The sequence below is a fragment of the Paraclostridium tenue genome (assembly GCF_039521565.1).
GTDB classification, from domain to species: Bacteria; Bacillota; Clostridia; order Peptostreptococcales; family Peptostreptococcaceae; genus Paraclostridium; species Paraclostridium tenue.
In genome coordinates this window covers 59,539-75,399 of the sequence record NZ_BAAACP010000011.1, presented here as the reverse complement: position 1 = coordinate 75,399, position 15,861 = coordinate 59,539, and the positions used below count along the sequence as shown (strand labels likewise).

13 protein-coding genes are annotated in these 15,861 nt (G+C 27.1%); 4 read left to right on the top strand and 9 right to left on the bottom strand.

Going from position 1 to position 15,861, the window contains the following annotated elements:
- The first annotated feature begins 30 nt into the window (after positions 1-30).
- The gene (locus ABFX13_RS09850; RefSeq protein ID WP_346045478.1) at positions 31-435 is read left to right on the top strand and encodes a (deoxy)nucleoside triphosphate pyrophosphohydrolase; all 405 of its coding nucleotides are present in this window, start codon (positions 31-33) and stop codon (positions 433-435) included.
- Positions 436-470: 35 nt separating this feature from the next.
- Here the strand turns inward: ABFX13_RS09850 and ABFX13_RS09845 are convergent, their stop codons facing one another.
- The 4 genes from ABFX13_RS09845 to ABFX13_RS09830 all read right to left on the bottom strand — a co-directional run bounded on the left by ABFX13_RS09845 (position 471) and on the right by ABFX13_RS09830 (position 3,565).
- Positions 471-1,292: an HNH endonuclease gene (locus ABFX13_RS09845; protein WP_346045476.1), complete on the bottom strand. Its 822-nt coding sequence runs from the start codon at positions 1,290-1,292 to the stop codon at positions 471-473.
- A 261-nt stretch (positions 1,293-1,553) separates the two neighbouring features.
- Positions 1,554-2,339: a hypothetical protein gene (locus ABFX13_RS09840; RefSeq protein WP_346045474.1), complete on the bottom strand. Its 786-nt coding sequence runs from the start codon at positions 2,337-2,339 to the stop codon at positions 1,554-1,556.
- A gap of 99 nt (positions 2,340-2,438) precedes the next feature.
- Positions 2,439-3,080 (bottom strand): hypothetical protein, encoded by a 642-nt coding sequence (locus ABFX13_RS09835; RefSeq protein ID WP_346045472.1) that lies wholly within the window; start codon positions 3,078-3,080, stop codon positions 2,439-2,441.
- A 248-nt stretch (positions 3,081-3,328) separates the two neighbouring features.
- Positions 3,329-3,565 (bottom strand): hypothetical protein, encoded by a 237-nt coding sequence (locus tag ABFX13_RS09830; RefSeq protein ID WP_346045470.1) that lies wholly within the window; start codon positions 3,563-3,565, stop codon positions 3,329-3,331.
- Between the two features lie 248 nt (positions 3,566-3,813).
- On the opposite strand from ABFX13_RS09830, the gene ABFX13_RS09825 reads away from it, so the two are divergent.
- Positions 3,814-5,412 carry a peptide chain release factor 3 gene (locus ABFX13_RS09825; RefSeq protein ID WP_346045468.1) on the top strand — a complete coding sequence of 533 codons (1,599 nt, stop codon included), beginning with the start codon at positions 3,814-3,816 and terminating at the stop codon, positions 5,410-5,412.
- A gap of 190 nt (positions 5,413-5,602) precedes the next feature.
- On the opposite strand, the gene ABFX13_RS09820 is transcribed toward ABFX13_RS09825, so the two are convergent.
- From ABFX13_RS09820 to ABFX13_RS09805, 4 genes are all read right to left on the bottom strand, one after another.
- Complete coding sequence (locus tag ABFX13_RS09820; protein WP_346045466.1) at positions 5,603-7,348, bottom strand: DUF262 domain-containing protein; 1,746 nt, start codon at positions 7,346-7,348, stop codon at positions 5,603-5,605.
- Between the two features lie 121 nt (positions 7,349-7,469).
- On the bottom strand, positions 7,470-10,379 hold the full coding sequence (locus ABFX13_RS09815) for a DEAD/DEAH box helicase family protein (protein ID WP_346045464.1): 2,910 nt from the start codon (positions 10,377-10,379) through the stop codon (positions 7,470-7,472).
- Between the two features lie 597 nt (positions 10,380-10,976).
- Positions 10,977-11,981 (bottom strand): 3'-5' exonuclease family protein, encoded by a 1,005-nt coding sequence (locus tag ABFX13_RS09810; RefSeq protein WP_346045461.1) that lies wholly within the window; start codon positions 11,979-11,981, stop codon positions 10,977-10,979.
- A gap of 252 nt (positions 11,982-12,233) precedes the next feature.
- Positions 12,234-12,497, bottom strand: coding sequence for a Mor transcription activator family protein (locus ABFX13_RS09805; RefSeq protein ID WP_346045459.1), 264 nt, complete (start codon positions 12,495-12,497; stop codon positions 12,234-12,236).
- A 139-nt stretch (positions 12,498-12,636) separates the two neighbouring features.
- On the opposite strand from ABFX13_RS09805, the gene ABFX13_RS09800 reads away from it, so the two are divergent.
- Together ABFX13_RS09800 and ABFX13_RS09795 are read left to right on the top strand one after the other, a co-directional pair.
- Entirely contained in the window at positions 12,637-12,855 is a 219-nt protein-coding gene (locus ABFX13_RS09800) for a DUF1659 domain-containing protein (RefSeq protein ID WP_346045456.1), read from the top strand.
- Between the two features lie 35 nt (positions 12,856-12,890).
- Positions 12,891-13,121: a DUF2922 family protein gene (locus ABFX13_RS09795; protein WP_195924188.1), complete on the top strand. Its 231-nt coding sequence runs from the start codon at positions 12,891-12,893 to the stop codon at positions 13,119-13,121.
- A 292-nt stretch (positions 13,122-13,413) separates the two neighbouring features.
- On the opposite strand, the gene ABFX13_RS09790 is transcribed toward ABFX13_RS09795, so the two are convergent.
- The gene (locus tag ABFX13_RS09790; RefSeq protein ID WP_346045454.1) at positions 13,414-15,849 is read right to left on the bottom strand and encodes a virulence-associated E family protein; all 2,436 of its coding nucleotides are present in this window, start codon (positions 15,847-15,849) and stop codon (positions 13,414-13,416) included.
- Between the last annotated feature and the right edge of the window lie 12 nt (positions 15,850-15,861).

Sequence of the window (15,861 nt, the reverse complement as noted above, 5' to 3'; positions counted from 1 at the left end):
TAATTAATTGTATACAAAGAGGTGATTTAAATGAAAAAAACGATAAAAGTAGTTGCAGCTATTATAGCAAATGAAAATGAAGAGATATTATGTGCTTTAAGATCTCCTGAAATGACTTTGCCTAATATGTGGGAGTTTCCTGGTGGTAAGGTTGAAGAAAATGAGTCTTTATTTGAGGCTATTGAAAGAGAGATTAAGGAAGAACTTGATTGTGATATAAAAGCTTTAGAGGTTTTTAATGATAATACACATGATTATGGCAATTTTATAGTTAATCTTATAGCAATTAAGTGTAATTTAGTAGGTGGTGTTCCTGTTGCTGGTGAACATTCTAAGCTTGTTTGGTTAAAAAGAGAGAACTTAGATTCTTTAAAATGGGCCCCTGCTGATGTACCTGCTGTAAGTCAATTAAGTAAAGAGTGTTATAAAAAATAAGAAGATAAGCTTAAGCTTATCTTCTTATTTTTGTATTATTTATTAATCATCTTTTTTAGATAATCTACATCTTCTTTTGAATTAATTATATGCATTTTTCTATGACAATTTGGACATAAAGCTGCTGTGTTTTCTATAGTGTCATCTCCTCCTTTTGATAACCATACTATATGGTGTACCTCTAAATAAGGTTCTCCTTTTGAGTTTTTAAAAGGAGCTTCATTTCCACAAAGTTCACAAATTCCATTAGCTCTTCTTCTTGTATATTCAACTACATATATATTTCTATTATAAGTTTCTGATACTACGTTTCTAGTTCCTGGTTTCCCTTTAACTTCTTTAGCTTTTTCTTTTAATTCTTCATTTGAAAGTTTTTTTGCTTTCTTTTCTTTTTGTTCTGTATTTTGATTTATTATTTCTTGTTTAACTTTAGGTGTTTCGTATTCATCAATTAACTTTAATTTAAATATCCATACTTTTCTATCTAGACCATCTTCATCTTTTTGCATAGCTTGATATGGTTCTCCACTTAATTTCACCTGACCTACATATGTATATTTCTTTTTTTCAAACACTTCAAATAAGTGTACTTCTACTCCATTTATATTGCTTTGAGCTAAAGTTTTGTTTTGCATAAAGTCTAAGCTTTGATCACCTTTTTTCCCCATACCTGTGTAGTGAAACTCAGCACCATACCATTTGTCTTCATATAGTCCTTTAGTTTCATCAGATATAAGGACAAGTGTATTTGTTTTGTTTGACTTTCTCATACCACCTTGCCCACTGCACTTGAACACTTGCATTAGGTCATCATTTATCAATATATCCCCTTGTTTTAAATTAAATCTGTTGCTCATGCCAATCTCCTTTTATATATCATTAAACCACTTATTTTTTAACCATTCATATTAATTATATTATGAGAAATCTTATTTATTCTTAAGCTTAAATAAAAAAGCACTAATTTTATAGACTCCTACTTTAAATTCAGCGCTTTTATAGCTATCACATATTCAATTTATGCCACGAATTTAATACAGCATATTTATTAAACTGTCTATTTACAAATATTGCTTTAATAATATTAATTAAATTTTAATCTCATTCCTAATAATAACCTATACTCCTACATATTTTCTTATCTTATCTATGTACTCTTGTAAAAACTCAATTTCATTCCAACTCAATAACACTATAAAAGGAATTGATGCTTGAAAACCAAATTCAAATGCTGCAACATTTAAATTATACTCATTAAATTCACTATAAGTATATATAATATTTCTTTTATGATCTCTAAACACATTATCCTTAAAATCATAAAATAAGTCAAAATGCCCTATTTTATTCCTTAAACCTCTATTTATCAGTCTCAAAACCCCTTCGAATTCTTCGTATTCTTGCAACTGCTTCATTTTTTTACTTAATGTATTATTCATATCCTTTTTCGTAAACGTTGGTGATTTGATATTAAACATTTTCATAAATAAAGTCAAATGTCTTGATGAATTCTCAACCATATCTTGATATCTTTTCATACAAATATTTATGATATTGTTTTTATCTACTATATCACTATATGAATCTAAGTTTTTATTTAGTGATATACTCTGAAATGCAATTTCTTGATTACTTTTTATTAGTCTATATTCATATTCATTAAATACTTCAACAAATTCATTAGGGTTCTTCTCCATTACATCCAAGTAAAATAAAAATAACTCTAGAGCTACTCTGAACATATTTCTTAAAAAATTCGAATCCTCAGATAAATATTCATCACATTTTCTATATAAAAACTTTTTATATTCTTCTCTATTACTATAATCTATATCTTCTATTCCATAATATGAGTTTATAACATCATACTCATCCTGCAAACCTAACCCCTCATATACTTTCATGTAGTCTCTCCTTAAAATTTTGTATTATAGTAATTGCATACCTTTATAATTTATAATTCTATTTTACTTATTTTAATCTTAAATTGCTATTTATCATAATTAACTTTTTAAATTAACGATTATAATATCATTTGGAGTATCTTTACATCCTAACATCTCTGTAAAAACATCCTCATAATGTTTATTCCATTGTTCTTCTGAAGTCTCTATATAAGTTGGGTCATCTACAATATTTAAAAGGACTAATTTAACATTAAACCCCTTTTCCTTTAATTTAACTAAAAAAGTAATTCTATTACCAATTTGATAATATTTATTGAACCAAATATCTTCATCATAATCTGTTGATGATATTTTATTATGTACTGATTTCATAGAAGATTTAATTTGATTAATACTTTTTGAATTACTTGCACTGCATTTTGTACGAGTTTCATTAATGTTTGCCTTAGCTTCAACTAAAATAATTGTACCATTTTCATCTATTCCTACCCCATCCCATGATGGTCCTTTATCTGGCCAAAAATCTAGTTGATCTTTAGAAATCCCTTTAATTTCATAAGTTTTTAATTCTCTGTAATCATCCTTAAGTAATGGTGATAACCACTTAATATTCCCTATATTGCTATCTTTACTTTGAATAGCTTTTGTAAGAACTATTCCATCACATAAATTCACTACTGTTTGCATCCAAAACTTGCTTCCCTTTTTACCTATACCTATGGACGTATTGCTTGCCATAATATTCATCCCCTTTTAAGTTTTATATTTTCTTAAATATATTTATGGATAAATTCATTTTCCTAATTTTTAATTTTATTGGACTTTTATAATTGTTTAAATAATACTTAAATCCATATATATATTATCATATTTTTGTTTTATTATATCAGCTTATTCTGCTGATATTAATTACTAGTTACTAGTTTTAATTCTAATAAAAAATAACTTATTTGGTAGTCTAAGCTTTAAAATCAGTGCCCTAAAAATTAATCTACCAACTTCCAATATCCAGTCCTAGAACTTACAAACAACTCAGTTCCGTCAAACTCCTTATACTCAACACAACCTCTTTTTAAAATCTTTTGTACTATAAAACTAGACTCAGCCATACCTGAATGTATAATAATTTTTGCTAACTTTCCAAATCTCATTTCTCCATTTTCATCTAATATCTCTATTATCTTAACCTTAATCTCATCTAACTGCGCTTTAGTATACTCCATAATCTATCTCCTTTAATCTTGTATACATCTATATTAACAAAACACAACTATAAATTAAAGTTTAAAGTGCTAATCCAAGACACTTAAGAAATCTATTGCTTGTTTCTATATTGACAGTCTTGCAATAAAGTTATAATATCAATAGGATTGTAGTTTTTTTTATAGTACATAGAAAATTAAGTTCATTTTAAAACTATTAATCAATATAATTTATATAATAATAAAATTAAAATAAAGGATGATAAAAAATGACAGAACAAAATTTAAGCTTGACTGATGAGATTAAAAGAAGAAGAACCTTTGCAATCATTTCCCATCCCGATGCAGGAAAAACTACATTAACTGAAAAGTTTCTATTGTATGGAGGTGCCATTCGTGAAGCAGGTTCGGTTAAATCAAGAAGATCTCAAAAACATGCAGTATCTGACTGGATGGAAATTGAAAAGCAAAGAGGTATATCTGTTGCCTCAAGTGTTCTTCAATTTGAATATAATAACTTTTGTATAAATATTCTTGATACTCCAGGGCATCAAGATTTCAGTGAGGACACTTATAGAACTCTTATGGCAGCAGACAGTGCAGTAATGGTTATTGACTCTGCTAAAGGTGTTGAGGATCAAACTAAGAAATTATTCCAAGTTTGTAAAATGAGAGGAATACCAATTTTCACTTTTATCAATAAAATGGACCGTAAAGGAAAGGATCCTTTTGAACTACTTGAGGATATTGAAAATGTTCTAGGAATTCGCTCTTGTCCAGTAAACTGGCCAATTGGTTCTGGTAAAGAGTTCAAAGGTGTGTTTAACCGTCATAAAAATCAAATTGAAGTATTTGATGATGGTAACCATGGACAAGATATTGCTAAGTCTATAACTGGAGAGGTGTCTGATGAAAAATTTAATACTTTATTAGGTGATGCTCTTCATGAACAACTACTAAATGATATTGAACTTTTAGATATTGCTGGAGATAATTTTGATTTAGATGCAATATTAAATGGTGAATTGACGCCTGTATTCTTTGGAAGTGCCCTTACTAACTTTGGTGTAGAGCCATTTTTAGAATCATTCCTAGAAATAACATCACCACCAAGTCCTCGTAGCAGTAATTTAGGCGATATTGATCCTAACACTAATAATTTCTCAGGATTTATATTTAAAATTCAAGCTAATATGGATAAAAATCATAGAGATAGAATTGCATTCCTTAGAATTTGCTCTGGTAAATTTGAAAAAGGTATGACAGTAACTCATGTACAAAGAAACAAAAAGGTCAAACTTTCACAACCTCAACAGTTTGTGGCACAAGACCGTGTTATAATAGATTCAGCTTACCCAGGGGACATTATAGGTATACATGACCCAGGAATATTTAATATTGGTGATACATTAAGTGAAAAACAATCAAATTTACAATACACTAATATACCACAATTTGCTCCTGAACACTTTATGAGAGTATCTACAAAGAATGCCCTTAAAAGAAAACAATTCGTAAAGGGTATTACACAATTATCAGAAGAAGGTGCGATTCAGGTTTATAGACAACCTAATGGTGGTATGGAAGAACTTATTATAGGAGTAGTTGGAGTTCTTCAGTTCGAAGTTTTAGAGTATCGTCTAAAACAGGAATATAATGTTGATATACTAATGAACCCACTACCTTACCGTTATGTACGTTGGATTGAAAATGATCTTTCTAAATTTGGTAAGCTTTCAATGACAATGGATACATTACTAGTTGAAGATAAAAATAGCAATCCAGTATTGTTATTACAAAACGAATGGTCTATTAGACATCTACTTGAGAGAAATGAAGGTTTAGTTTTAAAAGAAACTTCTTTATAAAAAATAAATTTTAATCCCCCTGCGTCTATTTTAAACGTAAGGGAGATTAACACAAAAAAACTACTAAATTATAATTTAGTAGTTTTTTTATCCTCTTTTCGAGAGTTTGAATGTTTAAGATGAATTGTGGAAATAATATCTGCAGTTAAATATGTATTCTCTTAATTGTATAAATAAGATACTATTTTATTTATACTAAAGACCTTATTTTATTTTTTAATTTTTCTTTTCTATTTCTAATAAATTTTTCAAAATACTCTATATCAAGCTCAATTTCGGAGTCTACATATAAGTCTTCATTTAAAATATTATTTTCTAATGCCCACTGCTTTAAGCTTTTATCTTGCTTAGATTCATTTAATCTTCCATTGATAAGTTGTAAATTTAATATGCTATTCCAGTTATTTTTATCTCTTGCAAATTCTAATGAATTACTAGGTATAATTTTTTTCAATTTATTTTCATTATTAAATACAGATGCTGGATGCATATGATCCTTATGAAAATCTTGATTATAATAATCTAAATTAGGATATAGCAATGATAGTATGTAAAAAGTCTCATTGCTTTCATATTGAGAATTTAATAATCCTTCTATCAAATCATCCTCCATAGAATAATTTTTTGAAGGATCATTTTTAAATTTATCTATAATTTCTTCTAGCGGAAACTTGTTTCCTAAATTTTTCTCTAAAATTCTTCTTATAGTAACTAAAACTCTATCTGGTTGACCCCCAAATATAGATTTTATAAAAGTAAGGTTTAGCCATTTTCTTATATTACTCTTATCTTCTTTATCATATGTAGCACTCGTTATCTTTGATGAAAGATTATTATAATAAATATAATATATTATTGGTATAGCCGCATTTTTAGCTCTAAATGTTTTATCGTTGAAACCTATTCTCTCAACAAGTTCAAAAGCTGATATAATACTATTTTTTATCTCAAACCAATTATCTTCAAATATTTTAACATTATCATGTCCAAAATTTTTCAATTGAAATCTAATGTCTTTTGTAAACAAAACTAAACATGTTTTTAATATAAAATCTTTATTTATAATAAATCCAGGTCTTCCTATTGAGTTTACCTTTGTAACCAAGTCATCAATTTCTTTTCTTGCATCAATTTTCTTCCAATTTGCCGATGCAATAGACATAAGTAAATCAGAAAAATGTAGTGGGGTTCCTCCGCTATTTGTTCTTATAAAAATTTCAAGTACTTTATCTGGTTCTTGTTCTTCTTCTAAATAATAGTTTATTAATTTATCTTCATGAATTTTTCTAAACAAATTAAATAATACATCATATGCATAAGCATTCTCTTGTAAGTTCTGATTTTTAATATATTCTTCTACTTTTTCCTTACTATTTAACCTTAATATTGTTCTTACTTCAAACCATATATAATTTTTATCATTTGAATATTTATCTAAATCTCTTTCTGACAAAAATCTAAAATCATACAACTTTTGAGTGTCATATTCTTGATTAACTAACTTACCTATATTCAAATATAATTTTCTTGTTGGTAAACTATCTTCATCATCTTTCCACCATTTTCGTGGCATCTTATATGCATATGAGCCATGTAGTCCTATGTATAAACTAGTTAATCTTTGTTGTCCATCAATTACAGCTTTAAAATTATTTATTCCTGCTGTATCTATATCAATATTATTTTCATGAAAAAATTCTCTATACTTATTTAGAAATTCATAAAATTTATAATTACATTTTATTTCTTCAGATTCTACACTCCAAAACATAAAAGAATTTATTGGGTATCCTCTCAATATACTATCAAATAACATTTCTATTTGTGTACTTGTCCATGTAAACTTTCTCTGAATAGCTGGTAATAAATATTCACGAGAATGAATATTATCTATAGCTTCTTTAATTGTTATAGGTTTTTTAAAACTACTGCTCATATTAACAATTCTCCCATTTAATTTATAATTAATAAAATATAGCTCTAAAAGCATATATAAATTTATTAAACTTTTCAATATTATAAAATTGATTTATTTTTTAATTTTATTTTTTTACTTCTTATATATTAAATGCTTTTAACTCTTCTAGTTTTTTAACTGCTTCTTTTTTATTTCTTATATATTTTTTATCTGCATTAATTTCAATTGCTTTATCATAACACTTTATAGCTTCATCATATTTTTTTGATTTATATAGTATATAGCCTTTATTGTTTAAAGCTTTATCATCTTTATCATTTTCGTTTAAAACTTTATTATAATACTCTATAGCTAAATCATATTTTCTTCTTCTATCATATATATAAGCAATATTAAAATTAGCATCTCTATTATTATTTTCTATATCAATAACTTTATTGTAAGCTTCTAATGCATTATCCCACTCTTTAAGTTCTTTATAGCAATCACCTATAAATAATAAAGTCCATGTATCTTTATCATCTATGTCTATCATTTCATTTAAAGTTTCTAAACATAATTTATATTTTCCATTATTAAATCTAGCTAATGCCTTTATAGATAATGCATATTCATGTCTATCATACATTGCTAATACTTTGTTTGCATAAGATATTGCTCCATTATAATTTTCTCTATCAAACTCCATAGCTGATTTTATATTTAATCCAGCTACACTTTTACTATCCCTTTCTAATACCATATCTGAAAGTTCTTTTGCTTTTGCTATATTTCCATCCTCATAACTTTCAATCATAGCTTCTTCTATGTAATCTATATCTAAAGTTTTTATATCTTCATCAAACTTATCACCTTTGTTATAATTTTCCCATCTAGTAAGTAGTTGAAGATTTTCTAATACTGTTAATCCTCCTTTAGACATGGGTTTTATATGATCTATTTGGAAATACTTCTTACTTTTACTTTTATAACTTCCAGTTGCACTTTTATAGTATCCCTCTTCATCTTGATACTTTTTATAAACTGCATCACTTAATTTTCTCCAATAAGCTATATCTTTTTTATATATTTGGCTCATAGATAATTTTTGATACTCTACTTTTTCATACTCTACGCTTGGAGAATTAATTTCACCTTTATTTAATTCATTATATACAGCTCTACTAACCTCATTTATAAAAATATGTTTATTGTTATTAAAATAAATCTTCCATCCAGCTTGTTCATCTTCCCATTTTTCCTTTAGATAATCATTTTGTTTTCTTGGTCCAAAATCATTATCTACTATTTCTTTTGCTAATACTGATACATCATATTTTTCCCTTCCTTCAAAAGGAATAAATAGAGGCGTTTCTTCTGTTAAATCGTAATATCTAAATATATCTTTTATATCACTTTCATTAAATCCTATGTCTAAATCATAACCTTCAAACTCATTGTTTAAAATATAGTTATACATTTTTTCTAAATCTTCTTCAGTTGGAGCATCTCCTCTAACTTCAACATCATATTTCCTAAATATTGAGTTCATATTATTCATCAATTGTTCAAAAGGCTCTTTTAAAGGTTCAAAAACTAGCACTTCGCAAATTTCTTCTGTTTCATTTTCTTCATTAAATAATGTAAAGTTATATGAACCTATAGGAACAATATCCATATAATTTAATGATACACTTGTAACATCTCCATTCATAAATTTTGCAAATTCTTCTATTAATTTTATTGGTATTAATGTATTTTCTAGTTTGTCAGTCTTTCTTCTTGGTTGATCTTTGAACCCACCACTTATAATTATATTATTCGGGCTTATCCAATTTATTTTCCCTTTCCAATCATCTATAAAACTTACTATATATGCTTTTTCTGTTCCTCCAGCACTTACACCTCTTAGTCCTCTTCCTATCATTTGATTCATAAGTATAGCTGATGTTGTAGGTCTTGTTAAAAATACACTTTGAACACTTGGTATATCTGTACCTTCTGTTAGTATATTTACATTTATAAGTACATCTAATTTCCCAGTCTTAAAATCTTGTATTTTTCTTGCATTTTCTTCATTGCTAATTGCTACACCTGAGTACATATCTCTTACTGAAGATACTACATAATCACTTTTTATGTTGTTTTCGTTAAATAGTGCATTTAATACTAATGCATGATCTATATTAACTGCAAAAACTAAACATTTTCCAAATTCATCTTTATGTTCTATGTAGGAATTAACTATAAAATTATTTCTTTTTTTATTTAAAGCTATTTGTTTAGCTATATTTTCTGGTAAATTTGAAGACATTTTTATAGCTCTTATATCAGCTTTAGTCAATTCATTTTCTAACTCTACTTTTGTATCAAATGATCTAAGTACAGGTTGTGATAAAATTCCTTTATTTATTAAAGTGTTTAAATCCACACTGTAACATATATTGTCTGAGAAAATTTTCCCTAGTAGCCCTTTTTCTTTTTCATCCGTTCTCATAGGTGTTGCTGTTAAACCTATTATTTTTAAATCTTTTTTACATGTGTTTTCTAATATGTTTATTATGTTTCTATATGACTTAGCTACTGCATGGTGTGCTTCATCTATTATTAAACATATATTATCTCTATTTTCTTCTACCCATTTTTTTAAATATTCTTTTCCATTGTTTAAGCTATCTTTACTAGCTACTATAAAATCATCATTTTTATCTATATTTACTGGTCTGTCATGTACACCTGATATTATTCTAAATTTAAAATTATCTCTATTCGGGAGTATGTCTTTGTGTGCTGAGTCCATAGCAGTTTTAATTGTTTGATTTAGTAATTCGTGTCTATGAGCTAACCATAATACTTTTTTATTTTTATCTATAATTTGATTTAATACCCAATACACGCTAGTAAATGTTTTCCCCCCACCTGTAGGTATTACTAGTAATGACTTATATATATCTTTTTTGCTACCTTCATTAAGTGCTTTTATTGCATCTTTTTGATGTATATATAAGCTTCTTGTACTATTTGATGGTTGTATGTTTATTATTCCTGAGAATTCTTTTTCTAGATTCATAAATTTATACTCCTTTATTATATCTCTTGTGTTGTATCCTCTTTATTTCCATATTATACCATATTTTTATGTATATATTAAAAAAGGGCAATATCAAAATTAAATGATATTGCCGCTCCATAATTTTATATTTAAAGCACTAATTCTACATTGGTAGTCAATTCTTGCATTTGTTGCTTGTAATGATATCTTTCCACCCCCTATCTAAATTTATTTTGTCGTATAGCTATGATCTATTCGGAACTCATAAAGTAGGTGTTAATTTTTTAACTTCTATTTTAGATATAACTTACCGAATTATAGCCATAATCTCCATGCTAAAATCAAAAAATAATTATCCTCATTAATTAAAATTTTCACATTCATTATACTACAAATTTTGTAATTTAATCCTTATCTTACTCATAATAATTTATTTAATTTTATTTGTGTTATATAAAAACTTATTCGTTAATTGAAAATATATAAAAAAAGATAGTAAAACTTAATTTAAAAATTCACTATCTTTCTTTATTATCATATTTCTATTTTTCTCTATTCATTTTACTTATTCACAGATATGCTTCTCCCTATCAAATCTACGTGAAGTTTTTCTAGTTAATTCAACTTCATATATTTCTTTCCTATAGCTACCTCTTCTAAATCATCTATATACTCAATAAATTCTATCCATATTTCATCTATTATATCAGGTCTATCAATTTTATTAATTGCATCTATTATATTATCTCTATCAAAATGTGTCTCATTTCTAATCAATAATACTTTTTTATGGTCATGATAATTAATAAATTTTTCTCTACATTCATTGTAAAACTCATTTATTTTTAGCTTGATATGTTCTCTCGGAAAATACATTCCTGAAGAAATCTCATCTCTATAAGTATATGTTACTTGAAAACCTTCCTGATTATTTAGTGAGATAAAAAATCCAATATCTTCAACTTGGAACTCATACTCTTTCAATATCTTTTTATTATCTGAAACAATTTTTGCATTTGATAATATAAAGTCTAAAATCTCTTTTGAGATACTTTTAATAAACTCATCTCTTTTTTTTGTTCTACTACCTTTGTAATACAATCCAATTTTATTATATATGGGGTTATATCTAATCTCCCTTACACTATTATATATTCCAACAGTAATCGAATTAATAATTATATCAAAGAATTTATCTATATCTATGTTTAGCTCTTTATACTTTAATCCAATCATTGAATATATATCAGTAGAAAACTTCTCAATATTTTTCTTTCTAGCTGTAATTATATCTGAGTAATTAATATTATTACTATTTATATTCTTTATTCTTTTTAACTCCATAACAACATTATCTCTATCATCAAACTTATTAGTAAATAGCATATCAGGATTTTTCTTACTACTATCTTCTAAATCACAACATTTATTTAATTCATAATCATTTAATTCTGACATTATAAATTCTATTGCTTGTATATATTCACAGTCACTACACTTCTTTCCTTTATCTTTATTATTAAAAATATTATACCTACCTTTATAATATTCATTTCCATTACAACATGGTAATATGTCTGTTATAAACAATTCATTATTACTATTCATAAAACTATCCATATCTCCTCTATATTATAATATATTTATTTTTTCTATCAACTTATTTCCCTAATATTCGCTACTCACCTATAACTTTAATTCTACTAAAAATTTTTTATTCTGTGAATCTAATTTTCCAAATATAATGTTTTTTAGAAGAAAAAGCTTGAGGTTATATAGCAATCTGACGAAACGTTAAAGCCTGCTCTTTAGGCTTTACAGTGCAGGAAGATGCTATATAACCTCAAACACCCCCACGAAACAAACTAAAACTTACCTAACAATCTTTCTAACCTGCATATCACTAATCCCAAACTTACTAGAAAGTTCCCTAAAATTCCCCCCATCAAACTCCTCCTTAATAATCCTATTTCTAGCCTTTTTCACAACAGACCCCTTACTAGGCAAATAAACCGTACTCCCACCACAAAACTCAATCAAACTAATAAAAACCTCCATCCCAAAAACCTCAACCAAATCTCTACACCCCTCTGGAACATCATCAACCTTAACAAACTCTAAAATCTTATCCTCCATAAACTCACCCTCCTAAAAAATTTTTTCTAAACTTCTTTAATATAGAAAAAAACAACTTCCCCCTATAATTAAATTAGAAGCTAACACTTCAAATAAAACTTAAAGATACCCCCATATCTTTAAAGAAAGGAGAACAAAAATGGCAGTTAGTGAAACTAAAAATCCATCAGTTTTAAAAATAAAATTTGACTGTGGACTAAATGACGACGGTAAAACAATAGTTAAATCTCGTACATTCTCAAACGTAGCAGATACTGCTACTTCTCAAGACATACTTGATGTAGCAAACGCATTAATAGGATTACAAAACCACGACGTTCTTGAAATCTTAAAAGTAGATAACACTATATTAAACTAGCGTATCCTAAAATTTTGAAAGGTAGGTGAAAATAAATGGAAACTAAAAAAAGATTAGTAATGACCTTCTTAACTGGTGTAGGTAGAAAAATATCTATATCAATAGATGATCCAAAAGAAAACATAACTGAAGCAGAAATAGTAGATGCTATGAACTTAATAGTTGAAAAAAACATATTCGCTCCATATGGATCTGAATTAGTTGCTACTGTAGATGCGAAAGTAATAGTGACAGATACAGAAGAATTCGACTTAATAACTGCATAGTTTTATCCAAGGGCTATCTCGATATAGCCCTTTTATTGTTGTCAAATAAATTTTTCTATAACTTATTTATGTATTAGATAATTTTTTTAATTATTTTACCTACTCAACTACTCTTTATAAATATTTGTATAATTAGACTACATCATATTATAAGTATTGATAAAACTATATTTAACCGTTCCCTAAAGGTGTTACCTTAAGTGTTGTCCTAAATATTCGTTAACGCCTACATCTAAGTTTTGTGATGTCAAATTATAGCTTTCGTCAACACTAAAAAATACTATGGTAACATCTACTTATCTCTTACAAAAGCCCTTTGAACTCCATAATTTTTCCCAAACCTAAGCTTTCCTTCTCCATTTCTCAAAGCACTCCATCCTTCAATCTTTCTCAAAATATCATTAATCTCTCTAGCATTACTTCCATAAAACATCTTCATATCACCACCAAACAACTCAACCCAAATCTCGGCACTACAAACCTTCTCACGAACTACACATCCTTCTTTTCTCAAAGTATCATTTTCACCTATATATATCCTTCTTTCATAAATATCCATCTTGTCCCAATTTTTAGGAAGCTTCATATCTAAAAACTCTCTTATCATACCTTCCTTGCTATTACTTTCTAAATGTTGTTCTTGTTTTAAAGTAGCTTCTTTTTGAACATCTACATCCAAAATCAACTTTTCACCACATCTATATAAATACAAAGCCTCTGCCCAAATTTGGTCTAGTTCATATTTAGTTAAATCTTTAAACAAATTTTTTACAACTTTATTTCTTCCAACCACCAAAGGCCAATATCTTCTATTACCAGTTCTATCTTTTAAAAACTCACTTTCATTAGTAGTACCAAAAAACACACACTGTCTTTTAAAAGTTTCAACCCTTCTTCCATAAGCTTGCCTATAACTATCTTCAGTTTTTGATATAAAGTGCTTAACTGCTTCTGCCTCAGCTTTTTTAGTAGCCGAAAGCTCTGCCATTTCCACTATCCACGCATTTTGTAACTGTTCATAAGCCTCTTTTCCATAAACAGTATTTAAAGAATCTGAATACCACATTTTCCCTAACAAGCTTATAATATGACTTTTTCCTATACCCTGTTTTCCAACCAAAACCAACATATAATCAAACTTAACACCCGGATTAAAAACACGAGCAACTGCTGCAACAAGCATTTTTCTAGTTACATTTCTTGTGTATTTACTATCATCTGCACCTAAATAATCAATCATTAAACTATCTACTCTACTAACTTTATCCCATGTATTAGAATTTAAATAATCCCTTATTGGGTGATATTGATTTTTCTTTTCTATAATAGCTACTCCATCATTAATCTTGTATGGAGCAACTATACCATAAGCGATATCTATATAAACTCTAAGATTTGCATCATCACTATCTTGCCAAACATCTCCATTTTCCTTATCAATAATTTCACGCCAAGGCAAATCACCTTTAACCATAGTTCTGTTTGAGAATAAGTTATAAGCAATCTTTCCTTTTAAATTAACATCATTTTCTAATATAGTAACTATATTTTTATTACTGGCTTTATACATACCTTTTTTATCTACTTCAAGCTTTGTAACCCAATTGTTTTCATAATTTTTATTTATATTAGTTTCTTGTATATTATAAAATTCACTAAAATCCTCTTTAGCTTTTTTTAGTTTACTATTTCCAAGTTCTAACATAACTTTTTCATCTTGACTTATAAACTCAATCATCTTTATATAAGAAGGTAGTTTGTTAATAGGAGTATCAGCACTTACTTTTTCATCTAAGCTTGAAAACTTATGTAATCTTAATAAATCAAATGAATTACAAAGTTTATCTAAGCATACATCTGTACTATGATGAGAATATGCAAAATCCCCATTTTCATATATAATCAAACCATTAGAACTGCTTCCATTTATATAAGTGTATCTATACTCACTATCACCTTTTTTATAAATATGACTTAAAAACTTTTCAATAACATCAAAGACATTATAAACTCTGCAAAAAGCTCCTATAATGCCTTCTTTTAATCTAGGATTTTCCTTAGGTTTGTTAGAATTATAGTTAATAATCTTTGGCTTTGTTCTTGAAGAAACAGGCCACAAACTTTCATCTTTATAATTTTCATAAGTATTTAATATATCTTTTGGATTGAGCCACTTTTTATCTATAATTTTAAAAATATATTCACCATCTTTACTGGTAGATGGAAAATACATAAGTCTAGAAGGAGAATAGGTAGTATCATCAAAATAGTCTATACCTATATCAAAAGCTATCTTTCTAGCTATAGCTTCATACTGTATAGAATCTACTTCTTTACTTAAAGGAATAACTATCCTAAACCTTGGATTTTCTTTATTATGCTTATGAGTTGTATATATACACATCCCAAAGTCACAATTTTTTTCAATATCCTCTATCATATTTTCATAAGCAAAATCTGCATCCAAAGTTACAAGACTTCTACTTATAACAGTGTCTTTTCTTCTTTTTCCGTTTTTTAAAACTCCACCTACAAACCCACCAACATCTTTTATATTATCTTGTATGTCTTTTGAAAAGTTCATATACTCTTTAAAAGTCTCACTTGTATATGTAGTATTTCTTAAATTATAATTTATAAAATCTGAATATCTAACACTTTTATTAACATAATTAATTTCTTTTCTACTTCTTCCTATAGCTATATTTATAATCTTGTCATGCTTCATATTATCCCCCAT